The sequence below is a fragment of the Noviherbaspirillum aerium genome (genome assembly GCF_008929045.1).
Classification (GTDB): Bacteria; Pseudomonadota; Gammaproteobacteria; order Burkholderiales; family Burkholderiaceae_D; genus Noviherbaspirillum; species Noviherbaspirillum aerium.
This window is the reverse complement of the sequence record NZ_VFAH01000007.1, coordinates 41,663-66,937: the sequence shown is the minus strand read 5'-3', so window position 1 is coordinate 66,937 and position 25,275 is coordinate 41,663. Positions and strand designations below refer to the sequence as shown.

Below are 25,275 nucleotides of genomic sequence, written 5' to 3'. Positions count from 1 at the left end.
TATTGTTCATTGCCGGTGGCCCGGCGACGGCATGCTGGAGACGGCGTGTGCCGGGCCGGCACGTCTTGGCGCGATGTTGGCCGCATCGCCGTAAGCCTCGCCGAGCCCGGCCCGCTCGGCCACATGCACGACGCGCGTGGGCCGGGCGAAGACAATGCCGCGCCGGCGCAGCTCGCGCAGGATGCCGAGATTGATGGCTTGCTGCACGTCCATGTATTTGTTGAAATCGTCGGTCAGCATGAAATACACCACCTCGAACTGCAGCGCGCTTTCGCCATAGGCAATGAAATGCGCGCGGTCGAAGCGCACGATATCGCTCGACGCCAGCACGATTTCGCGGACGAGGCCCGGCAGGCGCTCGACATCCTCCACCGAAGTCTCGTAAGCGACGCCGAACTGGAAGGCGACGCGCCTTTCCTCCATGCGCTTGTAATTGCGGATGCGTTCCTTGAGCAGTTCGGAGTTGGAGATGATGATCTGCTCGCCGCCGAGGCTGCGCAGCCGCGTCGTCTTCAGCCCCACATACTCGACCGTGCCCATGAAATTGCCGACCACGATGAAGTCGCCGATCACAAAAGGCTTGTCGAGCGCAATCGAGACCGACGAGAACAGGTCGCCGAGAATGTTCTGCACCGCCAGCGCCACGGCAACGCCGCCGATGCCAAGGCTGGCCACCAGTGTCGTGATGTTGAAGCCGAGATTGTCGAGCACCATCAGCAGCGCCACCACCCACAGCAGGATGCGCAGGATCAGCCCCACCACCAGCAGATGGGTCACGCCGGATGGATTGCTTGCCCGGTGATGCTGGAAGTCGCGCTCGAGCCAGACCGACAGCGCGCGGTTGCCCCACAGCGCCGCCTGCAGCACGAAGATGATCACGAAGCCGTACTGCAGCCATTTCTCGCTCCTCTCAGGCAAGGCCAGCTGCGTCAGCCCCGCCAGGACGGCCAGCGCGATCAGCGAGGAGATGCGGGTCGAGCGCACCAGTTCGCGCAGGTAAACAAGAAAGCCGAAGTCATGCAGTGTGCGCAGGCGGTCGAGCTGCCGTGCGGCCAGCGCCTTGACCAGCAGCAGCGCCGTCAGTGTCAGGATGAAGATGCCGCTGGCAAGCAGCCAGTGGGTGGCTGCCGAGAAACGGTCGAACATCGAAAGCACCATCATGTGCCGGATTCCTTATGGTGATTGCATGAGCTTGCTTGCGCGGCATGGAAAAGGCGCGCGTTTCGTAGCCTCCGCGAAAGGGTATGCAGGCTCGTGCCGTACTGCCGGGGAACGCGGTCCGATCCCGGGAAAAGAAGTTGCACCTGTGAAAACAGGCCGCCGTGGTAGACAGCGGGGCATGCACGGAAGATGCTTTTGTTGATCTGAAGCAGACTCCGGGCAAACCGGTGCGGGTCTGCATGCCCGGGATCATCAGCGGATCGGGGTTGTGGATGGAACGAGCGATGCCGGCTTGGAAGAGCGGCAGGCATGAAGCGGCGGAAGTGGTTATATTGTTCACCTTGCCTGCGTCGGCCGTCGCGCAGTCGCGATGGTTAACCAGGCCGACGAAAGGAGCGCATGCGCGGCATTGCGCCCACTGTTCCACTGTTCCACTGTCCCGCAGCCGCACCGCTTGATATGCCACGATTAACCGATCAACCACTTGAACAAGGAATGCAATGACCGACCTGTCCGCCTTTCCCATTACCCGAAAATGGCCAGCCCAGCATCCCGAGCGGCTGCAGCTGTATTCATTGCCGACGCCCAACGGCGTCAAGGTATCGATCATGCTGGAAGAAACGGGCTTGCCGTATGAGGTGCATCTGGTGCGCTTCGAAAGCAATGACCAGACCTCGCCGGAATTTCTTTCCCTCAATCCCAACAACAAGATTCCGGCCATCCTTGATCCCGATGGCCCCGGCGGCAAGCCGCTGCCGCTGTTCGAGTCGGGCGCCATCCTGCTCTATCTCGCCGACAAGACCGGCCAGTTCATTCCCCAGGATGCCGCGGGGCGCTACGAAACCATCCAGTGGCTGATGTTCCAGATGGGCGGCATCGGCCCGATGTTCGGGCAGCTTGGCTTCTTCCACAAGTTCGCCGGACGCGACTATGAAGACAAGCGTCCGCGCGACCGTTATGTCGCCGAATCGAAACGCCTGCTCGGCGTGCTCGAAACCCGGCTTGCCGGTCGCCAATGGCTGATGGGCGACGCCTACACCATCGCCGATATCGCCACCTTTCCATGGGTGCGCAACCTGATCGGTTTCTACGATGCCGGCGATTTGGTCGGCATCAATGATTTTCCGAATGTCAAGCGCGTGCTGGCTGCATTCGTGGCGCGTCCGGCGGTGGCAAGAGGGCTGGAGATTCCCAAGCGCAGCTAAGCGGCACGGCGCCGGCGGAGAAGGAAGGGGCTACGTTTGATGCCGGTTAAAGCGGGGAAAACTTCCGGCACTTCCCGAAGTCTGATATGGCTCTCATCGCCGTCCTCATTCTCCTTCCCCGTCCCCGTCAGGCCTCCCATGTACCGAAATGCAAACAGGCAGTACAGCAGCAAGTTTCCCGTGAATCTGCCTGAATTCGCGGAGGCCCTGACAGAGCAATCCGCCGTCGGCGAGTACCATGGCGGTGCGGAAGTGCGCATTGCCACTACCCGGGAAGAACTGGAGGCGGTGGCGCGTTTCCGCTACCAGGTCCATGTCGAGCGCGGACAACGTTCGCCGCCCGGCGCCGATCATCTGCAGCGCATGCTGTGGCCGACCGAACCCGGCTCGCCATGGAGTTTCTATGCCGTCGATGCGCCCGGGCAGGTGGCTGGCTGCGCCAGCCTGTGGCTCGATCTTCCAAGCCGCGAGAGCGCCGAAAGGCTGGGACTCGGCAAGGTGATCGACCGCCTGTCGATGCCGGTCGCCTATCTCGATGGGCTGACGCTGGCCGCCGACGCCCAATGGTCGCGTCGTGTTGCGCGCATGCTGTGCCGCATGTACTGCTTCACCCGCGATCATGGACGCCTGATCGGCATCACGCATTGCAATCCCATCCTGGCGGCGTACTACGAACGCATGGGCCTGTATCGCTGCGGTCGTCCTTTCGTCCGGGACGAGTCCGGCCTGCAGATTCCCATGGTGCTGTTCCTGGAAGATGTCGGCCATTTCGAAAAGATCGGCTCGCTGCTGCTTCTCTACGCCAGGCGTTACGAGAACGATGCCTTGCGGGTGGCGCGGCTGAAGGACGACTTCGATATCCGCACCCCCTTCTTTGAACGGACGCGCAAGCCGGTACAGCCGGGTTCGGGATCGGAGCCCGGCAACGAGTAACAGTAACTGCATTGAAGAAGTGGCAGCACCCGGGAAGCGGATACGCTTAAGCCCGAAGCGGACCGGAATGCGTGTACAGCCGTCTCGGCCTGCCTTATATCAATCCGATGTCGTCCTATGTCGAACGGGATCGTCACTGTACGTACGCGTGCGCTTCTCGACGCGACTGTGAACCGCTCGCGCCATTACCCCAGCAAGTCATGCTCGTTGAGGATCGCAAACACGATATCGGGATTTTTTTCCAGGCACCTGCGTACGGCGGCGGGTATCGACTGGCGGATCTTGCGGCACAGGCCGCGCTGCTCGGAAAGCTGGATGCTGAGTCCGCGCACCGTGCGCACCTCGCGCGCGCCGGGCGCAATCTGCAGCACGATGCCCAGCTGCTCCGCCATGCGCTTCTCGATATGCCGCAGATCGGCATAGCTGGAAATGTTTTCGATGCGCGCCACCAGCCGCTTTTCCTCTTCCCTGGTGAGGCGCAGCACGCGCAGGTCGGCATTGGGATCGCTCAGCAGAATCTCCCGCTCGCAGCTGCATGCGCCCGGAGGGCATTCAGTGCGGATCGGGAAGGGCAGCGCGGGAAGCGTCGATGACATGGATGTACATTAAAACCTAAGGTGGTCGACACGTGGAATGATGCTCCTCACCCGCAGGCGGGTGAAGAGGTGGGGCGAGGGGAGTTGCCAAGACCGCGGAAGGTCTTTCCGTTCTCCTCATTCCCAGGCCTCACCAGCAATGAGCGACAGGTTTTGCCGGCTTGGTCTCCAGGAAGAAATCTTACCCCGCCCGCGCCAAAAGTCCATCCCCTGCCTCATTCCTGTTGATTGTTCATAATATCCATCCCGCCACATCCCTATCAAGGATTTGCCAACATCATGAAACCGCGTCTTCCCGTCGATCTTGCCAAATGCTACCGCCTGCTCAATCATGGCCCCACCGTGCTGGTCAGCAGTGAACACGATGGCCGGCGTAACGTGATGGCGGCGGCATGGTCGATGCCGCTCGATTTTTCTCCGCCCAAGGTGGCCGTCGTCATCGACCGCAATACCCTGACGCGGCAGCTGGTCGAAGGTTCGGGCGAATTCGTGCTCAACGTTCCTTCGCGGGAGATGGCCGGGCTTACGCTTGCGGTGGGCTCGGTATCCGGCCGCGAATCGGAGAAATTCGATGCGCAGGGGATTGCCGTTTTCGCCGGAGAAAAAGTGAAGGCGCCGCTGCTGGAAGGATGCCTGGGCTGGCTGGAATGCCGCGTGATTTCCGAGCCGCACATACAGCACACCTACGACCTCTTTCTCGCCGAGGTGGTTGCCGCCTGGGCGGACGAGCGCGCTTTCAGGAACGGCCACTGGGTATTTGAGGAAGACGCCCCGCGCAGCATTCACTACATAGCAGGCGGCAATTTCTTCGAGACGGGCGAAGCATTCGAAGCGGGCAAGTAAGCCGGCCCTGCCTTCCTCTTTTGATCAATTTGCAGGCCGCGCGTCCGCAGCCTTGCGGGAGGCGACAAGCGCCTGCTGCGTCTGCGTGATGTGTTCCTCCAGCAGACGCACCGCGGCGTCCACGTCGCCGATGCGCGCCGCATGCAGGATTTCATAATGATCCTCCTGCGGCTTGTCGCGGCCCAGCATGTCGGAAATATGGATACGGATGTAACGCTGCGTGCCGAGTGCGAGATCCTCGATCATCTTCAGCAGACGCGGCCGGTTGGCGGGGCGGTACAGCGCGAGATGGAACTTGAGATTCAGGTAGGCCCAGGAACTGGGGCTGTTGGCCTCGTCGTAAGTCGCAAGGATGGCTTCCGCTTCGGCGATGTGCGAATGGCGCAGGTTGGGGATGGCGAGTTTCAATGCGCGTGTTTCCAGGCCGATGCGGATGTCGAGCATCTCGATGACATCATCGATGGTATGCATCAGCACGACCGCGCCCTTTTGCGGATCCTGCCGCACCAGGCCTTCGCCTTCCAGGCGTTTCAACGCTTCATTGACCGGCAGGCCGCCGACGCCGAACTCATGTGCAAGCTTTTCCTGATCCAGCGGCATGCCGCCGCCGAGGTCGCCGTCGAAGATCCGCTTGCGCAGCGTCGCAACAATCTGGTCTGAAGTCACTTGAGCCATCGGGTGTCGGCCTCGCCTGGTGCCATGGCAGCAGCGCCGGGATGGCGGACTGCCATGAAGTCATGAGCAAGGCATTATACTTTCGCGACCTGGATTCGGATACGGCGACAAGCTGCAGGCATCGACCTTCATACCGGATTGCATGCATTATTGGCGACGGAAAACACATGACTACACTGCGCGGCAACTATGACGTCCTGATCGCGGGCGGAGGTATTATCGGAACGGCAATAGCCTGTGCCCTCATGCAACAGGGGCGGGGCATGGCGATTGCCGTCATCGAACCCGATCCGACCTATGAGTTCGCGTCCACGCCGCGCGCGTCCGGCGGTGCCCGGCGTCTGTTTTCCTGCCCGGAAAACGTTGCGATGTCGCATTACAGCATCGACTTCATCAAGCGTTTCCCCGAACTGATGAGCGTCGATGGCGCGCCGGCGCCTGTCGATTGGAAAGAGCAGGGTTACCTGTTCATCGTGCAAGGAGCATCCGCGCTGCGCGTGCTCGAAGACAACGCCGAAGTGCAGCGCTCGTTCGGCGCCGACATCCGCCTGCTCGACCGCGAAGGCGTGCGCAAGCTGTTTCCTTCCATGCGCGTCGACGACATCGACGGCGCCGCCTATTCTCCCGGCGACGGCTGGTGCGATCCGAACAGCTTTCTGCAAGGCATGCGGCGCAAGGCCCGTTCCCTCGGGGTTGAATATGTGCAGGCGAAAGTGGTCGATTTCATCAATTCCGGCGGCCGCATCACGGATGCGGTGCTCAATACCGGCGATAAAGTGAAGGCCGACTCCTTCGTCAATGCCGCCGGCGCCTGGTCGGCGCAGGTCAGCGCCATGGCGGGCATGGCATTGCCGGTCAGCCCGCTGCGCCGCTTTGAGCACTACTTCACCGGGCAGAACAGGATAGAACCGCTGCCGTATGTGAAGGACCTGCAGCGGCTGGCGTTCCGCCCCGAAGGCAACGGCTACTCCGGCGGCCTGGTCAATTCGCATGAGCCTCGCGGCTTCAACTTCGACGTCGACCACGATTATTTCGAGCGCGCGGTGTGGCCGGCGCTGGCCCATCGCTTCCCGGGCGCCTTCGAAGGCACCAAATGCCATCGCACCTGGTCCGGCCTGTATGAGCAGTGCGAACTCGACGGCAATCCGATCATCGGCCCCTGGACCGGGCATCATGACAACTTCTATGTCGCCTCCGGCTTTTCCGGTCACGGCATGATGCATGCGCCGGCGGTCGGCCGCGCGATCGCGGAACTGATCCTGCATCGCAGATTTGAAACGATAGACCTGAGCAGGCTGGGCTACGGCCGGGTGCTGAGCAACGAGCCTTATGCGGAGAGAGGCATTCTCTGAGCCGCAGAACCCCCGATCAATGGCAAGCTTCAGTAACCCAGTAACCCAGTAACCCAGTAACCCTGTAGCAGGGCCAGCCACCATCCACGCAAGCACGCAGTCGCGAACACAACAACATGTCCGAACCATTCAGCACTGAAGACATCAACGCCGTCTACAAGGCCATCGCGCAGCGCCGCAATGTCCGCCATTTCATTCCGGGCCCGGTCGACGAGGCGCTCCTGGCGCGCCTGCTGACGGCTGCCCATCATGCGCCCAGCGTCGGCATGATGCAGCCGTGGCGATTCATCCGCATCCGCAGCGGCGAACTGCGCGAAGCAATTCATCGCATGGTCGACGACGAGCGGCAGCGCACCGCCGAAGCGCTCGGCGAACGCGGCAATGAATTCATGCGGCTCAAGGTGGAAGGCATCCGCGAGTGCGGAGAAGTGCTGGTGGTTGCGCTGATGGACCGGCGCGAGCCGCATATCTTCGGCCGCAGGACGCTGCCGGAAATGGACCTGGCCTCGGTGGCCTGCGCGATCCAGAACATCTGGCTGGCGTCGCGCGCGGAAGGCATCGGCATGGGCTGGGTCTCGCTGTTCGACCCGGACCGCCTGGCTCAACTGCTCGCCATTCCGCCGGGCGGCAAGCCGGTGGCCATCCTCTGTCTCGGGCATGTCGAACACTTCTACCCGAAACCCATGCTGGAGCTTGAGGGATGGGCGCAGCCGCGCCGGCTTGATGAACTGGTCTTCGAGGATCGCTGGCCGGCGCAGCATGACGAATAAGACGATGGATGTCTCGCCTGGCAAGACCGACGCGGCAGATCAGGCGTCCATGGCGAGCCGATGGACGACGAGCGCAACGTGGGAAGCGGCATCCTGATCGATGCTATCGGCCCAGTCCCAGTTCCAAGAACAGCCATTCACGGAAAGCCGCCACTCTTGGCAGGCTGGCGCACTCGAGCCGGTACACCACGTAGTAAGCCAATGGCGAAGCGAAGCTGATTTCCGGGAAGAGCCGCACCAGCCTGCCTGAAGCCAGATCATCATGGGCCATGACGCTGCGCGCCAGCGCAATGGACCGGCACATCGCGACGGCCGCCGGCATCGACAGCACGGGCCAGCAGCATGTTCAGGCTCCCCAGCCGCCGCGCCGTCCGGCCCATGGCAAGGCCGTTTCACCGGCATCGCCGGCAGGGGTCGCAGCAGTTTCCCGGTTACCTCGCAGGGGCCGTCCACGCGGCGGGCGCCGGCGTGCTCGCATGGTTGCCATCCGCCCAGGGCGGCAGGCCGCTGGACTGATGCGGTCAACATGAAGTCCGGTTGCTCGGCGTCGGTCCGCTTGGAATAAATTGACCTGGATCAATCAAATTTCCGTTCGCTGCTTCTACCATCGCTGCCTGGTGATTCGTTGGTGATGAGGCCTGACCCGTCTCCCATGCGGGGCGGGCGCACCGCCTCGCATCATCGGCAATCGCCGGATCACCATATCACTCCTGCATTGAGCCGGTTCCTGTTGCGGCATGGCCGATGCAGACATCCGCCGCCGTTTGCCGCCATTTGCCACAGCAAGGAAACACGTATGTGTCTTACTCCGTCTCCCGAGTCTTCCTCGGATCCGCTCGCATTGGGCATCGCTTTCATGGATGACTCCCACCAGGCGCTGCATGAAAAGCTTGACCGTCTTTCATCGGTGGCCGACGAGGAATTCGCCGCGGCGTTCGACGCCCTGATCAGGGAAGTGCATGCGCATTTCATGGAGGAAGAACAGGCGATGGAAGAGATCGCCTTTCCGGGAATCGCATGCCACCGCGATCAGCATGTCCAGGCGCTGAACGCGCTGGGGCATGCCTGCATGCGTGTAAAAGAGGGTGCGGTCGCGGAGGGACGGGAAATCGCCGGCCTGTTTTCCCACTGGCTCGATTCCCACATCACCACCATGGACAGGATGCTTGCATCGGTCCTGCAGCTTGCCGAAGCGCAGGGAACGGATTGCATCACCGCCTGATGCCCGAGGAAGAAGAGACCGCTCGAAGATACCGCCATGCCACTTCACCACGCAAGCCGGATCGACCGCGCCGGCACGCATACCATCATCGAAGACCTGCAGGCGATAGGCACCGGCACCTTGCTGGCCGCCATCGGCGTGACGGTGCTGAGCAAGGCCGGCCTGGTGACCGGCGGTATCGTCGGCGTCGCGCTTTTTCTTCAACAGCTGACCGGCATCAGCTTCGGTGTGTTTTTCGCGGCAATCAATCTTCCCTTCTACGTTCTTGCAGTAAGAAAGAAGGGCTGGGGATTTACGGTCAAGACACTCGGCTCGGTACTCCTGCTGTCCGCTTTGTGCGAAGCCATTCCCTTCCTGCTGCGTCTCGAGAAAATCGATGTCATGTTTGCGGCGATATCGGGCGGCCTGCTCGCCGGCGTAGGCTTGCTGATCCTGTTCCGCCACAATGCAAGCCTCGGCGGCTTCAATATTCTTTGCCTGTATCTCCAGGAAGCCTTCGGACTGCGTGCCGGCCTGACACAGCTGGCGCTGGATTGCCTGGTGCTGCTGCTGTTCGCGATGACGACCAGTTTCTACACCGCACTCATCTCGCTGATCGCCACCGTCATTCTCAACCTGACGCTTGCCAGCAACCACCGTGCCGGCCGCTACACCGGCAGGAGTGCGGAACAGTGCTGAACAGTGCTGAACAGCGGGCCGCATTGCGCGATCAGCGGCCCGGGCGGCTTCCGTTCCAAGGCTGAGGGCTGAAGGCCGGAAAGCACCGGCGGCCACGCCTATTTCTTCGCTGCTTTCTCCAGCACTCCGCATGCGATCCTGTCGCCCGCATCGCCCGTCGCCAGTGTCGCGGCGTCCGGCGCGGCGGCATACCGGGTGGGTATGTTCGCGTAGTTGTCCGGGTTGGCATGGATGATGATCGCGCTGCCATCGCCGTCGAACAGATCGGCGACGCTGAAGCGGTCGGTATTGACCGTTGCCTTCGCGCTGCCGTCGGCCTTCACCTGCAGTACGGGCAGGTCGCCGCTGTGGTTTCCATGCGCATGCTTGTCCTTGTCGAAATGGCCGCCGGCCGATGTGAAGGGCGGAGTGCATTCGCCGACGGCATGCACATGGAATCCATGGAAGCCCGGCGGAAGGTCATTGACGCGAACCTGGACGGACACGCCGCCGTTTTCCTGCTGAGACAGCGTGAGCTTGCCGACCTGATTGCCGGACCTGTCAAAAATCCTTGCTTCGGCGCCGGTATCGGAGGCGCCGGCGGGAGTGCAGATTACTGCCAGCGCCACCAGTGTCACCAGTGCCGGCATCCATTGTCTTCCCGTTCGCGCATGCCGGTCCTCTGCATCACTTCCTGCATTCAACTTGCCGGCGGCAGCAAGATCCTTGGCGACAGTCGTATCCATTTGCTTTCTCCTGATTGGTTGGATGATCGTATTTGCAGGAGCATTGCAAATACGCCGCAAGAACATCATGACAACATCCTTGCTTGGCAGTGAGGTCTGCAAGGGCCGTGCCACCGGATGGATAAGCTGTGGATCCGGCTTGAAAATAGGTTGGGCCCAATCCCCTCACCCCGGCCCTCTCCTAGAGCGGATTGCAGGTGGGTGTATGGAAGAATCGGTTTGCCCCGGGATGCAGGGCAAGGCGCAAGGAGCGCCGTGTGGCGGGCCACACCAGCGACGGACAACGCGGCCATGCGCCCAGGGCAAGCCGAGGCGACCGACCATTCACCTGCGATCCGCTCTAGAGGTAGAGGGTGAGATCAGCGGCCCGAAAAAGGAACCATGTTTCGGGCCGAATCAACGGAATGGTGCCGCTGCTTCAGTGGCTTACGGTCGTTTACGGTCGCTTATGGTCGAGGAACGCCCAAAGCATGAACGCCGGTCGAGGAGTCCATGCAAGCGGATGTTGGACGCCGCCCAACGGGTCTGGCGAGAGGCGTTCGATGACAGGCAACGATGGACCCGGTCATGCCTGCCGCCGCCCGACTTCATGCGGTGATGCGGCCGACAATCCGCCGCACCCATGGAGCCACGATCGCCACTGTCGGAAAGGCGACCGGCCATGTCGTGAGGCAGCTTTTCCACCATTGCGCCGCCAGGCCGGGATGGAGCCCCTGCGAGGTCGTGAGCACAAAGCCGGATACGATGCAGACCATGATGGCCGAGAGCAAGGCGCTGAAAAGGATGGGTGCGAAACGCGCGGGAATACGCATGTGATTCTCCTGTGAACGAGGTAAAAAAACTGGTTGATGGATGTGATCCGGCCTGCGCTCAGGCCGAGTGAAGCAGGCGGGCGATCCAGCCTCCCGCATAAAGGCCGAGGCCGAAAACCGCATGGGTGACCAGGCTCTGCAAACGGGCAGCGCCGGGGCGCGGCGTCCGCGAGGCGGCAATGCCGGCGCCCATGCCGGGCTGCATCAGCAGGAAAGGCGCGGCCACCGTGGCGATGCCGACGATGAGTGCCGGACCGATGCTTGGCTGCCGGACCCATGCGAGCCCCCAGATGCCGAGCAGCGCGCATGCGAACGCAATTCCAATCAGATAGTGGGCTATCCACCCGATCAGCCGCTCGCCGGGAACCGACGGCGCCGCCGCGATGGATGCATGGCGAAACCGTCCTTGCGGCATATGCCCGATCCAGCGTCCCACGAGGCCATAGTTCGGCGGCGCAAGGCCGAGCAGCCTTTGTCGGATGATCGCCCACACGTCCATGACGGCCGTTGCGCCTGCGCCGATGATCACGGCGGATGTCAGATAATCCATGTTTCCCTCCAATGTGCGATTTGCATTTATTCGGCAGTGGAGGTAGCGTACAACTTCAAGTCAACTTGAAGTCAAGGGGGTGATATGGATATTACCGAGGTGGCACGGCGGTCCGGCGTTCCGGCCTCGACGCTGCGCTTCTATGAGGAAAAGGGTTTGCTCGTCTCGGTCGGCAGGCGCGGCCTGCGCCGCCTGTTTGGTGCCGATGTGCTGGATCGACTGGCCTTGATCGCGCTCGGACGTTCCGCCGGATTTTCGCTCGACGAGATCGGGCACATGTTCGCACCCGATGGCAATCCGCGGATCGACCGGCAGTTGTTGACCAGCAAGGCGGATGAACTTGAGAGGACGATCCGCAAGTTGAGCGCCATGCGCGATGGATTGCGGCATGCGGCAGCCTGCTCCGCGCCGAGTCACATGGAATGCCCGACATTTCGCAGGCTACTGGGGATCGCCGCGTCCGGAGCCATCGGCGGACAGGGCCGGAAGACGTCGCCGGCTAAGCGCCTGACAAAAAAGACCGCCATCGGTGCGGCAGACGGGGCCAACAAGGCGGGTGCGGGAAAACGCTCTAGCGCTGCAAGTTAAGACAATTTGCTTGCGAGACGATGGCCGTGACTCTTTCCTTGTCCCGGCATGATGTCCCTGCATTTGCCGTCAACACCGCTCCAGCCCGCATCTCCATCCTCACAGTTTCTTGCAGAGACTGTGAGGATGGAGATGGGTATCATCCCTCATGCCGGAAGCTGCCCGGCGGCGTCAACGACGCGGTCTTCTGTATCGCGGCCCGCACCCGTTCGGCCAGGTCGGCCTGCCGGTAGGGCTTGGCGAGAATGTTGAGCCCGGGCGACTCGGCATTGTGGCGCGGCAGGTCTTCCATGTAACCGGTTGCCAGCAGAACCGGCAGATCGGGCTGGCGTTCGCGCATGCGCTTCATCAGCTGCAGGCCATTCATGCCGCCGGGCATGATGATGTCGGTGAACAGCAGATCGATGCTGCCGTAGCGCTCCAGCATCTCCAGTGCTTCTTCCCCGCTTTGCGCCGCAAGCACCCGGTAGCCCAGGGAGCGCAGGAAGGCTTCGGCAAGCTCGCGCACATCCTGGCTGTCGTCCACCACCATGATCGTCTGCCGGCCGATGATGGCGGAGGGGCTCCAGTTGGGCCCGTTCGCCAAGGGCTTGCTGCGGGTCGCCGCCAGTTCGAATGCCGTGCGGTCGGCGACAGGAAAAATCATCCGGATGGTCGTGCCTTCACCGGGCGTGCTTTCAATTTCCAGCCTTCCGTGCGACTGCTGCACGAAGCCATGCACCATCGCCAGTCCGAGTCCGGTGCCGGGGCCCTTGGTGGTGAAGAACGGTTCCGTGGCGCGCTGAACCACTTCCGCCGTCATGCCCTCTCCCTCGTCAATCACGCAGATGACGACATAGACGCCGGGGTCGAGGCTATGCCTTGCGACCTTTTCCTTGTCATGCATGACGGAGGTGGCGACGGTAACCCTGCCGCCGCCGGGCATCGCATCGCGGGAATTGATCAGCACATTCAGCAGCGCCATTTCCATGTGCGTCGCATCCAGCGTGCAGGACGGAAGGCCGGGCTTGAGATCGAGATGCAGGTCGACTTTTTCTCCCAGTGTCCTGACCAGCATGTCGCTGAACTCGACCACCAGCGAGTTGAGGTTGACGCGCTTCGGTTCGAGGCGCTGTCTCCTGGCGAAGGTAAGAAGCTGCTGGGTCAGCTTGCTGGCCTTGCCGGCGGCCATTTGCGCGCGTTCCACCGCTTCATGCGCGGCACCGCCGGGCTCAAGGACGTCGACCGCGATTTCGAGATTGCCGCTGATGACCTGCAGCAGGTTGTTGAAGTCGTGCGCCAGGCCGGCGGTAAGCTGCCCGATCGCCTCCATCTTCTGCGCCTGCAGATAGGACTGCTCGGAAATGCGGCGGCGCGTGATGTCGAGTTGCGACGCGAAGTAGTACAGCAGCTTGCCGTTGGCATCGAAGATCGGGCCGACGAAGAGTGCATTCCAGAACGGCGTGCCGTCGGCCTTGTAGTTCAGGATGTCGACCGCCACCGCGCGCTGTTCCTGCAACGCGTTGCGGATTTCGGCGACCGTGTCGCGGTTGGTCTCCGGGCCTTGCAGGAAGCGGCAATTGCGGCCCAGCACCTGCTCTTCCGTGTATCCGGTCAGGTCCAGGAAGGCACGGTTGATGAAGACGACGGGATTGTCTTCCTGATTGGGATCGGTCACCAGCATCGGCATGCGGGTCATCTCGACCGCGGCAAAAAAGATGTTGCCTCGTTCTTCCAGACCGGGCCGCGCGACATAGGCGGCCTGCCAGTGTTTCATGCCGGGATTGCCGAGCGGATTGTAGTCGCTGCCTTCCAGCTGTCCTGCCGCCGGCACGCCTGCCGCTTCCGCGCTTTCATTCGTGTCGAGCGTCTTGCTCGCGCGTTCGCCCGGGGTACTGCCTGTTGCCATCGTGCTTGCCCTTGTTCAGTGTCGATGCGGCAAAGGCGATGAATACCGATCTGTAATCGGCAGAGCACGCCTGGTAGCGTAACGACGCAAAATGAAGTCGGCAATTATAGCTTTATGGCATGTCTCCCTGCATGAGCGCATCCCGCCTTACGCTTCGGGAGCATTGCCGGTCAGCCCGGCCGGATGAATGGCAGCAGAAGTGTGCATGCATGAATCGGCAGCCGGTTTCTGTTCAAATGGCTTTGCCTCAATCCCGCGTCATGCCATGCCACCGCCTCTGCGCAGCCGCGGCGCGGACATCCGCTCCGCTGCGCATTCTTCAATGTCTCATGGCAGTCGGCGGAATGGTCTCCAGCGTATTTCGCCAGCGCTCCATCTGCCGGTGCTCTTCCACCAGGGTTGGAGCGGTAGTGTCTGTCGCCTTGAGCAGGCTGGCATCGATCGCCTGCAATTGCCTCAGCAGGCGGGCATGTTCCTCGCGAAAGATTTCCAGAAGCTCGTCTTTCGAAAGGTCGGGCGCAACCAGATGCTGGCACCGGTATTGCAAGCGCAACAAGACTTCGTTGACTCTGGCAATTTCCTCGCATAGGGTTTTCTTCAAGACCAGCAAATCCCGGCCCCGGTACATCGTTCCATTGGCGTTCATAACAGCCTCCACCATCAAATGATGGTCATGTGGCATGGAAGTTCTGCAGAAAAATTGGATCAGCGATAAAAAAGGGGCTTGAAATTTCCACCCCTGTCCTAATCTCCTTCTTGTCTCCTCCAACTCCTGTTGGATTCGCCCGCTGCCCATAACAGGCTGCGGGCTTTTTTATGTCTTGTCGTCACTGCCTTATCGCTTGATCGCCGACTCCAGTTCTTCAATGCATTTCTGCAAGGTGAAGGCGCGTACCGATTCCCGTTCGTTCTCGCCGCCAATGTCCTCGACATGGATCGATGATTTCCATCTTTCAAGAAGCTCGGTAAGCAGATGCAGGGGAATGGAACGTTCGAGGTGCATGGTGAATCCTGTGGGTAGCTTAGTCATGGCGATTGAGTGAGAATGCACAAGCGTAACGGAAGCCTTACAGATTAGGGCTAATGGCGTCTTGCCGATTTATCCAAAAACAAAAAAGCGGCGCGGCCTTGCTTCGGATCAGCAGGGGATGCCGAGAACGGATGGCCGGCCGGGCCGCGAACGGCCGGGCCACGGGATGGCCGGGCGTTACTCCGGCTGCTATGTCCGCATCACTGTGTCGGGCGATGCTTCCGACCATGCGCTGGCGAGTGATGCGCACCTTCACACCCGCCGCGCATGCATGCGCATGGCGTGCCGGCATCCGTGGCGCAATCATTGTGTATCGTTTCCGGTGATTTGGGCATACCCGCTTCCGAGAAACTGCACGAAACAATAGCCGTGGCCGAATGGGTCCGCCATCGGCGCCAGCTTGCCCCATGAGTGAGTTGTGATGGGCGCTTCAAGCAGCGCACCTGCCTGAACCGCAGTCTGTACGGCGCCTTCGATCTCTTCCACCACGAAATCCAGATGAAGCGGTGTCCAGTGGCGTGCATAGCAGCGCGATTGCGATGTCGCCGCGGAGGCTTGCGTACCGGCTTCCTTCCTGAGCAGATAGATGAGTGCCGGGCCGCCGAGCATTTCCACTGCATCAGCGCCGAGGCGGCGTCCGGCACGCAAGCCGAAGGCGGCGCCATAGAAGGCAATGGCCTTTTCCAGGTCATCGACGTCGATGTTCACAAGGTAATCCATCAGCAATCACTCCGGAGGCAGACGCAAGCAGCGATCTTGTCGCTCGCCGATGTGCCGGCCATCAACCATGAGCATAAATAGACATTAGTGTCCGCAGCTTGTTCTGTCGACTGTAGCGGGCAGCAGCGGCGATGCGCCGACAAGGAGGGAATTTTGATCGTCGTAGAAATTTGGAGGCCCGCGTCAAAGGCGGGCATGCCCCGCATGGCAAGCTCGCACCGAATCACGTATGCTTTGCCACCTCAACAAAGGAGGGGCTGCATGTCGGTTACGGAGTCGGTCAGGAACTGGGCGCGTCGCATCAAGCGCGATGCGCTCATGCTGTGGTTCGCCCGCCGTCACCCGGATACGCCCTTTCTTGCCAAGGCGCTGTGCGTCTTTACGGTGGCCTATGCCCTGAGCCCGATTGACCTGATCCCTGACTTCGTGCCGGTGCTGGGCTATATCGATGATGTGCTGCTGCTGCCTTCGCTGATCTGGCTGGCGGTGCGGCTCATTCCGCCGCATGTCGTTCAGGAATGCCGGACGCAGGCCGAAGCCTGGATGGAAAGGGAAAAGTCCAGACCGACCAGCCTCGCCGGCGCTGTCGGCATCGTCATGCTCTGGCTGGGAGCGCTTGGGGCGCTGGCTTGGTTCTGGTATCGGTAGCAGTTGGCTGTTGCACGGCTGAAAAAATGTAAGGCATGTAAGTGTCTGTTTCAGTCTTGAGGAAGGCTAAGTCGCCATGCGTATCAGAGGCTAACCTGAAAGCGTAGTAACTCTCCTAGGAAAAGCCCCGTTCTTGGCCCGCGTCCCGACTGGCACGCGGGCCTTCTTTTTTGAATGCGCTTGCCGCACTCCGCGCAGTCCGCTTCAGATGCCGGCTTGTCCCGGAGCAACCATCGGTTCATGTGGCCGGGCAGGGGAGCGGCAAGGCGGTCATGAGTGAATGAGGGATGAGCTCGGGACGCAGCCAGAGTGATTTCGGGCATGAGGCGTCGCCGGCATTTCCGGTAATGTGCCGGGCGCCGGGTGACCCCGGATCAATGCAGGACGGCGGGAATGGTGTGGTAGAGGTCCACGTTGTCTTCCAGCCATTCCATCAGCGGCTCGGCCGCCTCCTCAATCACATCCTGATCCCAGTATTGAGGCGCGACCAGCGCATCCACATCGATTCCGTCCAGCGAATTCTTGACAATCATGGCGCCGATCTGCAGTTGCCGTTCTCTCATGATGATGCCCCATACCCTGATGACCCCGGCGGCCGCCTGCAGGCCGATGCCATAGGCTTCGCGCAGCGCACCGTCCTGGCTTTTGTCGGTCAGCCAGGGAACGCGTGCGCCGAGCCGCTCATCCTGAAGCAGGAATTCCGCCAGCTTTCGCGCTTCCGTGGGAGACAGCAGCACCACGGTGAAGCGGTCGGTTTCGAAACGTGGGCGTTCATTGATCAACTGATTCATCGTGTGCTCCCTGCCGGCATCAAATCCGGTGTCCGTGGTGTTCTCTTCAACGATGCGCTTTCCTGCATCGCGGTGACGTGGTGTCTCGGCATTGGCAAAATCGCGTAGTGGTGACGAAGGTGGTGCAGGTAATGGATGTGTGGCAACCCGTGTTCCATAGTTCCATCGGCAACGCAAGAATCGCGGGACATCGCGTTTCATTGCCTGTCTGCATCAATCTCAAGCACGGGGCAGTAGGGGTTTTCCTAACTTGGCACTTGACCGCCTACAAGTGTTTTCATCCGTTATCTGATTTTCCGATTGCAAGTTATTGCTCATAATCCGTACAGATTCGAACACTGCAGTTCGGCATGCAACGCACACTTCAAGTAAAGGCTTACCTATGTTGATCGCTGAAAACCCGACTATCTCCGCTGCTTCTTCCGTCACGGCACAATCCGGCGCTGCAGGCAGCAGCTGGCAGCGTCAGGCCAAATTGTGGTCCAGCCTGCAGGATGTCTGCGCACTGCTCGGCATTCACGAAAGGGCCGGCAGCGACGAACTGCAGTTCCAGCACATGCAGTTCAAGGCCGGCCAGCGCCTGCATACCATCGGCCAGCCGTTCGACATGCTGTTCGTCGTCAACTCCGGCTTCCTGAAGTCGGTGATGATCGATGAAAGCGGCAACGAGCAGGTGCTCGCGTTTCCGATGAAAGGGGATCTGATCGGCATCGACGGCATCCACGGCAAGCACTACAACACCGAAACGGTCGCACTCACCACGTGTGAAGTCATTCTGATTCCGTTCAAGGTGCTTTCCAGCCTTGGCCGCGCCAATCCGGAAGTCGAGGCGGCATTCTTCGGCGTCATGAGCCGCGAACTCATTCGCGAGCAGGGCATGATTTCCGCCATCGGCGCCCTCAGTGCCGAAGCGCGCGTGGCCCGCTTTCTGGCGTCGATGTCCGATCGCTTCTCGGCGATGGGATATTCCGGCACGCAGTTCAACCTGCGCATGACGCGCCAGGAAATCGGCAGCTACCTCGGACTGACCCTCGAAACCGTGAGCCGCACGCTTTCGGCATTCCATGCGGCCGGCCTGATCACTGTCGAACAGCGCAGCATCGAGATTCGTGACATGAAATCCTTGCGCACTCTTCGCCGCCTGCCGCCTTCGCGCAACAAGCAGGCTGTTCCGAAAGCCGTAGACGGCGTCGTGCTCGAAGCCGCCGCCTGATCCGGCCGACTGCAAGCGTTCTGTTTCCAGTTTGCATGATTTTCTTCCCGGGGGCGTGAACCGCCTCCGGTGCCAGCCATATGGGACAGGAACAGGTCCCTGCCTGCCGATATGCGTGAACCCTCGACATCCTGTCCGCTGCCCCTGCAAGGTGCCGCAAGTGTCTCCATGCGCCTGCCGTCCGACATGGACGAGGCTCCTGGCGCCTCGGCTGTTTCAAGCTGAAGAACAGCACCTGGCTGCCCGACGTGTTTCAACGGCATGGGCGCGTGAACAGAATTTCAGACAAGCATGACGACCGCGTTTTCCGAAGCCCTTCACCTCATCAGAGACACCGCAGAACGGATTGCCGAGCAGGAGATTGCTCCGCTGGCCGAGCGGGTCGACCTGGAGTGCCTGTGGCCAGGGCATGCGCTGGATGCGCTTGCCAAAGCCGGTTTGCTTGGCCTGCAGGTGCCGAAGGCGCTTGGCGGCCACGGCCAGGGCCTGCTTGCGCTCAGCGCGGTGGCGGAAGTGATCGGCCGCGCCTGCCCCTCCTCCGCCCTGTGCTTCGGCATGCATTGCGTCGGCACCGCTGTCATCGCCGCCAAGGCCACCAAATACCAGCAGGAGCATTACCTGCGCCCCATCGCCCAGGGGCGGCACGTCACGACGCTGGCCTTGTCGGAAAGCGGAAACGGCGCGCATTTCTACCTGCCGCAGACGGCGCTGGCGGTAGACGGCGAGCATTTCAGAGTCAACGGAACCAAGCGTTTCGTGACCAACGGCGGCCATGCGGATTCCTATGTTGTTTCCACCACCATACCCGGCGATGCCGCCGAGTCTGGCGACTTCAGCTGCCTCATCGTTGACCGCGATACCGAAGACATGACTTGGCTGGAAGCATGGAGCGGGTTTGGCATGCGCGGCAATTCGGCCAGGGGCGTGCAGTTCGACGGGGCCAGGGTGCCCCGGCACAACCTGCTGGGCGAGCAGGGCGACCAGGTATGGTATGTGTTTGAAGTTGTCGCCCCTTATTTTCTGATGGCCATGGCCGGCACCTATCTGGGCATTGCCCAGGCGGCCCTCGACGCGGCGGGAGAACACCTGCGCTCGCGCCGGTATGCGCATTCCGGCGAGTCGCTGCGCGATGTCGAGATCCTGCAGGCGCGCTACGCGAGCATGTGGATGGCGGTGGAAAAGACGAGGGCGCTCATTTACGACGCGGGGCGGCGCGGCGACCTGGGCGATCCGGATGCCCTGCCCTTCATTCTCGCCTGCAAGGCGGAAGCCGGCGATACCGCTGTCTATCTGGCCAACGAGGCGATGACGATCTGCGGAGGCGCCGCGTATCGCGAAAACAGCCATGTGGCCCGCCTGTTGCGCGACGCGCGCGCCAGCCATGTGATGTCTCCCACGACGGACATGCTCAAGGTATGGACCGGCAGGGCATTGCTGGGCCTTCCGCTGCTGTGAATGTCATGAGGCCCTGACTTGAATTCGCGCGTGCTGATCATCGAGGCCGACGAGCCGGTCGCCAGCGGCGAGGAGGAAGCCCGGCTGCTGGAAAAACAGGTGCGCTCGCTCGGCGTTGCCGCATCGCGGGTCGCGGTGTCCGGCCTTGCGGGCTTCATGAAGAAGGCGGCGGCCGCCGGCGAGGAGCCGCTGGTGGTGTTTTTCGGTCCGACGATTCCCAATCCGCTGGCCGTTGCGCGGCAATTGCGCACCTACTGGAACAAGGGCCACCTGATTTTTTCGCCCCAGGCGGCTCGCATCGAGGCGCTGCGCCGCGAACTCAGCCGGGCACCGATGATCGGCAGCCACTGGTCGCTCGCGACACTGGACGCCGAGACGTTTTCCCGCCAGCTGGCGGAAGCATTGCGGACCGCGCAAACGCGCATGCGCCTGCGCACCACGCTCGACCGCGCCAATGTCCAGATCAGCGCGCCGAAGGCCGTGGACAGCGCCGACTACCGGCGCATGGTGCTGTCCGACCATTATCTGGCTAACCTGCTCATGCAGGCGCAGGACGTGATCGTCTCGCTCGATACCGCGCAGCGGGTGGTCTACTGGAGCGCGGGAGCGGTGCGCAAGTTCGGCATGCCGGCCGAAGCCGCGATCGGCCGTCTGGTAAGCGATACGCCCTTATGGTCGCAGGCGGTGCGGGATTATCTCGCGCGGGTCGCGACCTCGCCCCAGGCCATGACGGCGGAACTCTCCTTTGCGCAAGGCGATGCTTCGTTTGCCATGGAAGTCATCTTTTCGGCGGTCAGGGATGACAAAGGCGGGTTCATCGGCGTCTCCATGATGATGCGCGACGTCACCGAGAGAAAGCGCCAGCTTGAACTCGAAAGGCAGGCGCGGGCGCAGGCGGAACAGCTTGGCCGGATGAAGGATGATTTCCTCGCCACGCTGTCGCATGAACTGCGCACGCCGCTCAATTCCATTCTCGGCTGGGCCCAATTGCTGCAGTCGACCAGGGTCCCGGAGGAACGGCTGCGCGGCGGACTGGCCACCATCGAGCGCAACGCATTGCATCAGGCCAAGCTGATCGAAGACTTGCTGGATATCTCCAGCGTCATCTCCGGCAAGCTTGTGCTGGATCTGAAACCCGTCCGGCTCGGGGCCCTGGTGGAAAACACCGTCACCGCGCTGCGGCCGCAGGCGGAGCGGAAACGGCTGACGCTGACGCATGCCATCGAAGCCGACAGCGATATCGTCAATGGCGATCCCGACCGGCTGCAGCAAGTCATCTCGAACCTGCTGTCGAACGCCATCAAGTTCACGCCGGAAGCGGGTTCGATCGCCGTCTCGCTGAAAGACGCCGGACCCTGCCTGCAACTGGTGGTGGCCGACACCGGCGAGGGTCTCGACCAGGCATTCCTGCCGCATATCTTCGACCGCTTCCGGCAGGCGGACTCCTCCATTACCCGCCGCAAGGGCGGATTGGGGCTTGGGCTTGCCATCGTCAAGCAGCTGGTGGAAATGCACAAGGGATCGGTGTCCGCCACCAGTCCGGGGCCGGGACTCGGCGCGGCATTTGCGGTGACGCTGCCGCTCTGGGGCGCCGGAGAGACCGCCATCCAGGAGCCGGACTTGTCCGCCGTCGGCCAGGCGCCTTCGCTCAACGGCGTGCGCGTGCTGGTGGTCGACGACGAAGCCGATGCCAGGAACATGCTCGCCATCCTTCTCGAGGAAAACGGGGCGCGGGCCTTGACGGCCGGTTCCGGCGCCGAAGCCCTGGAACTCATTGCCGGATTCGATCCCGACCTGCTCATCAGCGATATCGGCATGCCCGGCATCGACGGCTACGAAATGCTGCAGACCATCCGTCGCCAGTTCCCGAAATACCAGGATCTCCCGGCCATCGCGCTGACCGCGTTTGCCGGCCATGCGAACCAGCTGAAAGCCCGGGCCGCCGGCTACCAGCACCATATCGGCAAGCCGTTCCAGGCATCGGAACTGCTCGCCGCCGCCGCCAATGTCGTGCCGGCAGGGACAGGGCGGCGCGCCTGATGAAAGAAGCGTTTGCTAGGAATGGAACCATCCGGCATCATGGCGCCACATAGTCCATTCCATCTCGAGATGACAAAGCACCATGACTTTCCGCATTCCGCCCCGCTCAGGTTTGCCCCCGCCCCGCGTCGGTGAATCCGACTCCGTCGCTCCGTCATCTAGCCGCCAAGTCTCCAACGCGCCTGACCTTGGCGATGGCACATGGACCCTGCGCAAGCTGCCCCCGGTTGCCAATGCGGGACAGCCGACAGCGCCCAATCCCCATACCTTCGCATGGTCGGCGTTGCATGCGCCGGTGAAAGCAATAGGGAAGGATGGGTTGAATGAACACAAGGTGGCAAGATTGCTCGCCGAAATCAGGATGGCAGTCAAGATCCAGGCTACCGAGTCCTATGCCCAGCAGGGCGATTCCCACCCTCCGAGGCCGGACGGCGCCCGTACGCTGACCTACACCTTCATGCCCGCAGAAAATGGAGTGACGAAACGGGTTATCCTGGACATCAATGCAAAGAACAGATTGGCGAAATGCCAGCTCGATCTGATTTCCGGCAATCCGGACAAGCCAGCTGTCCAGTCGCAGACGGCCCAGTTCGGCTTTCCGGTAGCGGACCTTTCCGCACTTCGGGCGCGTGGACCGCTTCCACCGCAGATCCATGCGCTCTTGAGCGGGCGGCCGAAGGATACCGGTCCCGCCGTGCGTTCCGGCGCTCCTGCCGATACGCCGCGGGCGCCAGGCGCAGGAACGGGCGGTCCCCTGAACCTGCGTACCCATGCCGATCTGCGAAATGCTGCACGGGGAATGCGGACCGGTCCGGGCAAGGAATCTTCCAGCGCCACGCCTCCTGCCCAGCCCAATGCCAATCCGGAAGCGCTCACTCCGCCGCCAGGCCCCCAGGATACGACAGGAATTGCGCCGGACGCCGATGGCGCCGGCAAAAAACCCGGCGCAAAGCCGAAGAGATCCTAGAGCAGTTTCACCCTGACCGGTATGGTCGAGGCTGGGACAGATTGCCGCTGGCGCTGCGTTGTGACTCCTTGCCATGTCGCGTTGTCACGCCTCGTTCCAGCGGCAATCTGTCTCGGCCCCGACCTTGACCAGGCCGGTCAAGCCGAAAACGCTCTAGTGGTGTGAGTTGGAAATTTGTTGACGGCAAATGTGGCGAAATCATGTCGAGACAAGGAAAAAAGCACAGCAAGGCCGGGGCCTTGCTGTGCTTTTTTGACGCAGTATCGGCATGATTCTCGTCCACCATTTGATCAACAAATTTTTAACTCGCACCACTAGGCTGTGTCTGATAAGCTGCTGCGCGATCCGGATTGGCGCCTGCGCTCCCCGGCGCCAATCCGAACCGCTCGCAACGCTATCAAACACAGCCTAGCCGCGCACCGGACGGCGAAGCTGGCCGTCGGGAATTTCAGCCGACCTCAGCCGAACCGGGCCGGAGTCTTGTCCAGGAAGGTATTGATGGCTTCGGTCAGGCGCTCCATCGGCACCGGCTTGACGAGATGCAGATCAAAGCCGGCATGGAGTGCCTGCTTGCTGGCATCGTCCGAGCCATACCCGGTTACGGCAATCAGCTTGATATGCGAGGTGCGGCTATCCGCGCGCAGCCGGCGCGCGACTTCATAGCCGTCGATGCCCGGCAGGCCGATATCGATGAGGGCGACGGAGGGCGTTTCGGCGAACGCGGTCTGAATGCCTGAAATGCCGTCGGGCGCGGTAAAGACCTGATGTCCGAGCGATGCCAGCAGGATCGCGGTGATCTCGCGGCTGTCGTCATTGTCGTCGATGAGGACGATGCGGCCAGCGTTCAGCGGGGCGGCTTCAACCGCCGCCGGGCTGGAGTTGAGGGCGGCCGGGGCGACGATGCCCGGCAGGCGAACCACGAAGACGCTGCCCTTGTCCTTGTTGTTGCTGTCCGCCGTGACGGTGCCGCCATGCAGCGTGACCAGCTGGCGCACCAGCGCCAGGCCGATGCCGAGGCCGCCTTGCGGCCGGTCCAGCGGCTGTTCGCCCTGGACGAAGATATTGAAAATTTGCGACAGCAGTTCGGCCGACATGCCGATGCCCGAGTCGCGTACCGAAAGAATCACGTCGCCGGCATCCTGCTTCACCTCGACCGCGATATGGCCGCCCGCCGGCGTGTACTTCAATGCATTGTCCAGCAGGTTGGTGACGATCTGTTCCATCCTGGACGGGTCGGCGTCAATCATGCCCGTCTCGACCTGCACATTCAGCACATGCTGGTGGGTGCGCCCGGATGACGCCAGGGTTTCCACGCAGGTTTGCACCAGCTGCGACAGATCGACCGGCCGCCGCGACAGGATGATCTTTCCCGCCATGACCCGGCCCAGATCGAGCAGGTCCTCGACGATGCGCGTGAGCTGGCCGGTCTGGCGCTGGATGATCTTGAGCGCATTGGCCGTCTGCTGCGCGCTGACGCCGTCGAAGCCGAGCAGGGTGGCGGCGGTGCTGACGGCGGCCAGCGGGTTGCGAAGCTCATGGCCGAGCATGGCCAGGAACTCTTCCGCGGATTTCGTCTTTTCCTCTGCGATCTTGCGTTTGCCGATTTCCGCTTCCAGGCGGCTGTTGATGGCCGTGAGTTCCTGGGCGCGCTGGTCCAGGACATCCGCCTGGTGCTTGAGCGTCAGCTTTTGCCGGGCCAGCGCGACGAAGACCGACAGCTTCGCCTTGAGCACCTGGGGAATGATGGGAGTGAACAGGTAATCCGCTGCCCCCTGCTCATAACCCTTGAGCCGGTTCATTTCATCGGCCAGATAGGCCGTTACGAAAATGATCGGCGTCGACGCCGACGCCTTGCGGGAATGGATGGCATCCGCGGCTTCGAATCCGTTCATTCCGGGCATGTTGACATCCAGCAGGATGACGGCGAAGTCGTTTTTCAGGACATGGCGCAGCGCCTCCTCGCCGGAGCGCGCGGACACCACTTCAAAGGACAATTCTTCCGTCCACTGGGAAAGCAAGCCGACCAGTCCGATCAGGCTACCTGGGTCGTCATTGACGACGAGGATTTTTGGGAGGCTTGCGTTGGACACGGGCGGTTTCGCTAAGTGAGCTGATAAATCCCAGGCGGTAGCATGTCAGGGCCATGCCAGGGCGAAGGCAGGTTCGTCGAACTTGAATAACGCTTTTATACGGTGACGCTGTTTGAAGCAGATGCTGCGCATGTTGCACAAGAGAATTGCGCGTTAGTTGTATGCCGGAAAGGCTTCGCATTCTAATGCATGTGCGCTCTTTCGTCACTCATGGTAATCATTCAAGCTGTCTCCTGTACATCCTGTACAAACACCTGTTGTAGTACTTGCGGTGATGAATGACAGCACCCAGAATAGCGCAACCCAATTCTAATCGGCAAATT

24 protein-coding genes and 2 pseudogenes are annotated in these 25,275 nt (G+C 61.7%); 13 read left to right on the top strand and 13 right to left on the bottom strand.

Annotation, left to right across the window (positions count from 1 at the left end; translation table 11 throughout):
* Positions 1 to 6 precede the first annotated feature (6 nt).
* Positions 7 to 1,161 carry a mechanosensitive ion channel family protein gene (locus FH061_RS12295; RefSeq protein WP_151636123.1) on the bottom strand — a complete coding sequence of 385 codons (1,155 nt, stop codon included), beginning with the start codon at positions 1,159 to 1,161 and terminating at the stop codon, positions 7 to 9.
* A gap of 500 nt (positions 1,162 to 1,661) precedes the next feature.
* Between FH061_RS12295 and FH061_RS12290 the strand changes: the two genes are divergently transcribed.
* Both FH061_RS12290 and FH061_RS12285 read left to right on the top strand, forming a co-directional pair.
* Positions 1,662 to 2,366 carry a glutathione S-transferase N-terminal domain-containing protein gene (locus FH061_RS12290; RefSeq protein WP_151636122.1) on the top strand — a complete coding sequence of 235 codons (705 nt, stop codon included), beginning with the start codon at positions 1,662 to 1,664 and terminating at the stop codon, positions 2,364 to 2,366.
* Positions 2,367 to 2,546: 180 nt separating this feature from the next.
* Complete coding sequence (locus FH061_RS12285) at positions 2,547 to 3,299, top strand: hypothetical protein (RefSeq protein WP_151636121.1); 753 nt, start codon at positions 2,547 to 2,549, stop codon at positions 3,297 to 3,299.
* Between the two features lie 185 nt (positions 3,300 to 3,484).
* On the opposite strand, the gene FH061_RS12280 is transcribed toward FH061_RS12285, so the two are convergent.
* Positions 3,485 to 3,895 (bottom strand): hypothetical protein, encoded by a 411-nt coding sequence (locus tag FH061_RS12280; RefSeq protein ID WP_151636120.1) that lies wholly within the window; start codon positions 3,893 to 3,895, stop codon positions 3,485 to 3,487.
* 279 nt (positions 3,896 to 4,174) lie between these two features.
* Here FH061_RS12280 and FH061_RS12275 point away from each other — a divergent pair, with 279 nt between their 5' ends.
* Complete coding sequence (locus FH061_RS12275; protein WP_151636119.1) at positions 4,175 to 4,738, top strand: flavin reductase family protein; 564 nt, start codon at positions 4,175 to 4,177, stop codon at positions 4,736 to 4,738.
* A gap of 24 nt (positions 4,739 to 4,762) precedes the next feature.
* Here FH061_RS12275 and FH061_RS12270 read toward each other — a convergent pair whose 3' ends face one another.
* Positions 4,763 to 5,413: a GntR family transcriptional regulator gene (locus tag FH061_RS12270; protein ID WP_151636118.1), complete on the bottom strand. Its 651-nt coding sequence runs from the start codon at positions 5,411 to 5,413 to the stop codon at positions 4,763 to 4,765.
* 167 nt (positions 5,414 to 5,580) lie between these two features.
* Here FH061_RS12270 and FH061_RS12265 point away from each other — a divergent pair, with 167 nt between their 5' ends.
* Together FH061_RS12265 and bluB are read left to right on the top strand one after the other, a co-directional pair.
* Positions 5,581 to 6,765 (top strand): NAD(P)/FAD-dependent oxidoreductase, encoded by a 1,185-nt coding sequence (locus FH061_RS12265; RefSeq protein ID WP_151636117.1) that lies wholly within the window; start codon positions 5,581 to 5,583, stop codon positions 6,763 to 6,765.
* A 116-nt stretch (positions 6,766 to 6,881) separates the two neighbouring features.
* Positions 6,882 to 7,535, top strand: a complete 654-nt coding sequence (gene bluB, locus FH061_RS12260) for a 5,6-dimethylbenzimidazole synthase (RefSeq protein WP_151636116.1) — start codon at positions 6,882 to 6,884, stop codon at positions 7,533 to 7,535.
* 103 nt (positions 7,536 to 7,638) lie between these two features.
* Here the strand turns inward: bluB and FH061_RS12255 are convergent.
* Positions 7,639 to 7,827, bottom strand: a pseudogene (locus FH061_RS12255) (LysR family transcriptional regulator); the annotation flags it as partial.
* Between the two features lie 504 nt (positions 7,828 to 8,331).
* Between FH061_RS12255 and FH061_RS12250 the strand changes: the two are divergent.
* Together FH061_RS12250 and FH061_RS12245 are read left to right on the top strand one after the other, a co-directional pair.
* Positions 8,332 to 8,757, top strand: a complete 426-nt coding sequence (locus FH061_RS12250; RefSeq protein ID WP_192805036.1) for a bacteriohemerythrin — start codon at positions 8,332 to 8,334, stop codon at positions 8,755 to 8,757.
* A gap of 36 nt (positions 8,758 to 8,793) precedes the next feature.
* Entirely contained in the window at positions 8,794 to 9,435 is a 642-nt protein-coding gene (locus FH061_RS12245; protein WP_151636114.1) for a YitT family protein, read from the top strand.
* 98 nt (positions 9,436 to 9,533) lie between these two features.
* Here the strand turns inward: FH061_RS12245 and FH061_RS12240 are convergent, their stop codons facing one another.
* From FH061_RS12240 to FH061_RS12230, 3 genes are all read right to left on the bottom strand, one after another.
* The gene (locus tag FH061_RS12240) at positions 9,534 to 10,160 is read right to left on the bottom strand and encodes a superoxide dismutase family protein (protein WP_151636113.1); all 627 of its coding nucleotides are present in this window, start codon (positions 10,158 to 10,160) and stop codon (positions 9,534 to 9,536) included.
* Positions 10,161 to 10,747: 587 nt separating this feature from the next.
* Positions 10,748 to 10,972: a DUF2798 domain-containing protein gene (locus FH061_RS12235; RefSeq protein WP_225984630.1), complete on the bottom strand. Its 225-nt coding sequence runs from the start codon at positions 10,970 to 10,972 to the stop codon at positions 10,748 to 10,750.
* Positions 10,973 to 11,030: 58 nt separating this feature from the next.
* Positions 11,031 to 11,522 carry a DUF2938 domain-containing protein gene (locus FH061_RS12230; protein ID WP_151636112.1) on the bottom strand — a complete coding sequence of 164 codons (492 nt, stop codon included), beginning with the start codon at positions 11,520 to 11,522 and terminating at the stop codon, positions 11,031 to 11,033.
* Between the two features lie 84 nt (positions 11,523 to 11,606).
* Here FH061_RS12230 and FH061_RS12225 point away from each other — a divergent pair.
* Positions 11,607 to 12,011, top strand: a pseudogene (locus FH061_RS12225) (helix-turn-helix domain-containing protein); the annotation flags it as partial.
* Between the two features lie 238 nt (positions 12,012 to 12,249).
* Here FH061_RS12225 and FH061_RS12220 read toward each other — a convergent pair.
* The 4 genes from FH061_RS12220 to FH061_RS12210 all read right to left on the bottom strand — a co-directional run bounded on the left by FH061_RS12220 (position 12,250) and on the right by FH061_RS12210 (position 15,748).
* On the bottom strand, positions 12,250 to 13,998 hold the full coding sequence (locus FH061_RS12220) for a histidine kinase famiy protein (RefSeq protein WP_151636110.1): 1,749 nt from the start codon (positions 13,996 to 13,998) through the stop codon (positions 12,250 to 12,252).
* 319 nt (positions 13,999 to 14,317) lie between these two features.
* The gene (locus FH061_RS12215; protein ID WP_151636109.1) at positions 14,318 to 14,644 is read right to left on the bottom strand and encodes a hypothetical protein; all 327 of its coding nucleotides are present in this window, start codon (positions 14,642 to 14,644) and stop codon (positions 14,318 to 14,320) included.
* Positions 14,645 to 14,833: 189 nt separating this feature from the next.
* Positions 14,834 to 15,001, bottom strand: a complete 168-nt coding sequence (locus tag FH061_RS30430) for a hypothetical protein (RefSeq protein WP_192805035.1) — start codon at positions 14,999 to 15,001, stop codon at positions 14,834 to 14,836.
* Between the two features lie 330 nt (positions 15,002 to 15,331).
* Positions 15,332 to 15,748: a VOC family protein gene (locus FH061_RS12210; RefSeq protein ID WP_151636108.1), complete on the bottom strand. Its 417-nt coding sequence runs from the start codon at positions 15,746 to 15,748 to the stop codon at positions 15,332 to 15,334.
* A gap of 261 nt (positions 15,749 to 16,009) precedes the next feature.
* On the opposite strand from FH061_RS12210, the gene FH061_RS12205 reads away from it, so the two are divergent.
* Positions 16,010 to 16,396, top strand: coding sequence for a YkvA family protein (locus FH061_RS12205; RefSeq protein ID WP_151636107.1), 387 nt, complete (start codon positions 16,010 to 16,012; stop codon positions 16,394 to 16,396).
* 374 nt (positions 16,397 to 16,770) lie between these two features.
* On the opposite strand, the gene FH061_RS12200 is transcribed toward FH061_RS12205, so the two are convergent.
* Entirely contained in the window at positions 16,771 to 17,187 is a 417-nt protein-coding gene (locus FH061_RS12200) for a GNAT family N-acetyltransferase (protein WP_151636106.1), read from the bottom strand.
* Positions 17,188 to 17,569: 382 nt separating this feature from the next.
* On the opposite strand from FH061_RS12200, the gene FH061_RS12195 reads away from it, so the two are divergent.
* The 4 genes from FH061_RS12195 (at position 17,570) to FH061_RS12180 (ending at position 22,862) form a co-directional block, all read left to right on the top strand.
* The gene (locus FH061_RS12195; protein WP_151636105.1) at positions 17,570 to 18,400 is read left to right on the top strand and encodes a Crp/Fnr family transcriptional regulator; all 831 of its coding nucleotides are present in this window, start codon (positions 17,570 to 17,572) and stop codon (positions 18,398 to 18,400) included.
* A 291-nt stretch (positions 18,401 to 18,691) separates the two neighbouring features.
* Positions 18,692 to 19,855: an acyl-CoA dehydrogenase family protein gene (locus tag FH061_RS12190; protein WP_151636104.1), complete on the top strand. Its 1,164-nt coding sequence runs from the start codon at positions 18,692 to 18,694 to the stop codon at positions 19,853 to 19,855.
* Positions 19,856 to 19,873: 18 nt separating this feature from the next.
* On the top strand, positions 19,874 to 21,895 hold the full coding sequence (locus FH061_RS12185; protein ID WP_151636103.1) for an ATP-binding response regulator: 2,022 nt from the start codon (positions 19,874 to 19,876) through the stop codon (positions 21,893 to 21,895).
* An 82-nt stretch (positions 21,896 to 21,977) separates the two neighbouring features.
* Positions 21,978 to 22,862 (top strand): hypothetical protein, encoded by an 885-nt coding sequence (locus tag FH061_RS12180; protein ID WP_151636102.1) that lies wholly within the window; start codon positions 21,978 to 21,980, stop codon positions 22,860 to 22,862.
* A 458-nt stretch (positions 22,863 to 23,320) separates the two neighbouring features.
* On the opposite strand, the gene FH061_RS12175 is transcribed toward FH061_RS12180, so the two are convergent.
* Positions 23,321 to 24,952, bottom strand: a complete 1,632-nt coding sequence (locus FH061_RS12175) for a response regulator (RefSeq protein WP_151636101.1) — start codon at positions 24,950 to 24,952, stop codon at positions 23,321 to 23,323.
* Positions 24,953 to 25,275 lie beyond the last annotated feature (323 nt).

Coding starts and splice junctions, on each gene's coding strand:
- FH061_RS12295 (WP_151636123.1), bottom strand. CDS start 1,161: ATGATGGTGCTTTCGATGTTCGACCGTTTCTCGGCAGCCACCCACTGG.
- FH061_RS12290 (WP_151636122.1), top strand. CDS start 1,662: ATGACCGACCTGTCCGCCTTTCCCATTACCCGAAAATGGCCAGCCCAG.
- FH061_RS12280 (WP_151636120.1), bottom strand. CDS start 3,895: ATGTCATCGACGCTTCCCGCGCTGCCCTTCCCGATCCGCACTGAATGC.
- FH061_RS12275 (WP_151636119.1), top strand. CDS start 4,175: ATGAAACCGCGTCTTCCCGTCGATCTTGCCAAATGCTACCGCCTGCTC.
- FH061_RS12270 (WP_151636118.1), bottom strand. CDS start 5,413: ATGGCTCAAGTGACTTCAGACCAGATTGTTGCGACGCTGCGCAAGCGG.
- FH061_RS12265 (WP_151636117.1), top strand. CDS start 5,581: ATGACTACACTGCGCGGCAACTATGACGTCCTGATCGCGGGCGGAGGT.
- bluB (WP_151636116.1), top strand. CDS start 6,882: ATGTCCGAACCATTCAGCACTGAAGACATCAACGCCGTCTACAAGGCC.
- FH061_RS12250 (WP_192805036.1), top strand. CDS start 8,332: ATGTGTCTTACTCCGTCTCCCGAGTCTTCCTCGGATCCGCTCGCATTG.
- FH061_RS12245 (WP_151636114.1), top strand. CDS start 8,794: ATGCCACTTCACCACGCAAGCCGGATCGACCGCGCCGGCACGCATACC.
- FH061_RS12240 (WP_151636113.1), bottom strand. CDS start 10,160: ATGGATACGACTGTCGCCAAGGATCTTGCTGCCGCCGGCAAGTTGAAT.
- FH061_RS12235 (WP_225984630.1), bottom strand. CDS start 10,972: ATGCGTATTCCCGCGCGTTTCGCACCCATCCTTTTCAGCGCCTTGCTC.
- FH061_RS12230 (WP_151636112.1), bottom strand. CDS start 11,522: ATGGATTATCTGACATCCGCCGTGATCATCGGCGCAGGCGCAACGGCC.
- FH061_RS12220 (WP_151636110.1), bottom strand. CDS start 13,998: ATGGCAACAGGCAGTACCCCGGGCGAACGCGCGAGCAAGACGCTCGAC.
- FH061_RS12215 (WP_151636109.1), bottom strand. CDS start 14,644: ATGAACGCCAATGGAACGATGTACCGGGGCCGGGATTTGCTGGTCTTG.
- FH061_RS30430 (WP_192805035.1), bottom strand. CDS start 15,001: ATGCACCTCGAACGTTCCATTCCCCTGCATCTGCTTACCGAGCTTCTT.
- FH061_RS12210 (WP_151636108.1), bottom strand. CDS start 15,748: ATGGATTACCTTGTGAACATCGACGTCGATGACCTGGAAAAGGCCATT.
- FH061_RS12205 (WP_151636107.1), top strand. CDS start 16,010: ATGTCGGTTACGGAGTCGGTCAGGAACTGGGCGCGTCGCATCAAGCGC.
- FH061_RS12200 (WP_151636106.1), bottom strand. CDS start 17,187: ATGAATCAGTTGATCAATGAACGCCCACGTTTCGAAACCGACCGCTTC.
- FH061_RS12195 (WP_151636105.1), top strand. CDS start 17,570: ATGTTGATCGCTGAAAACCCGACTATCTCCGCTGCTTCTTCCGTCACG.
- FH061_RS12190 (WP_151636104.1), top strand. CDS start 18,692: ATGACGACCGCGTTTTCCGAAGCCCTTCACCTCATCAGAGACACCGCA.
- FH061_RS12180 (WP_151636102.1), top strand. CDS start 21,978: ATGACTTTCCGCATTCCGCCCCGCTCAGGTTTGCCCCCGCCCCGCGTC.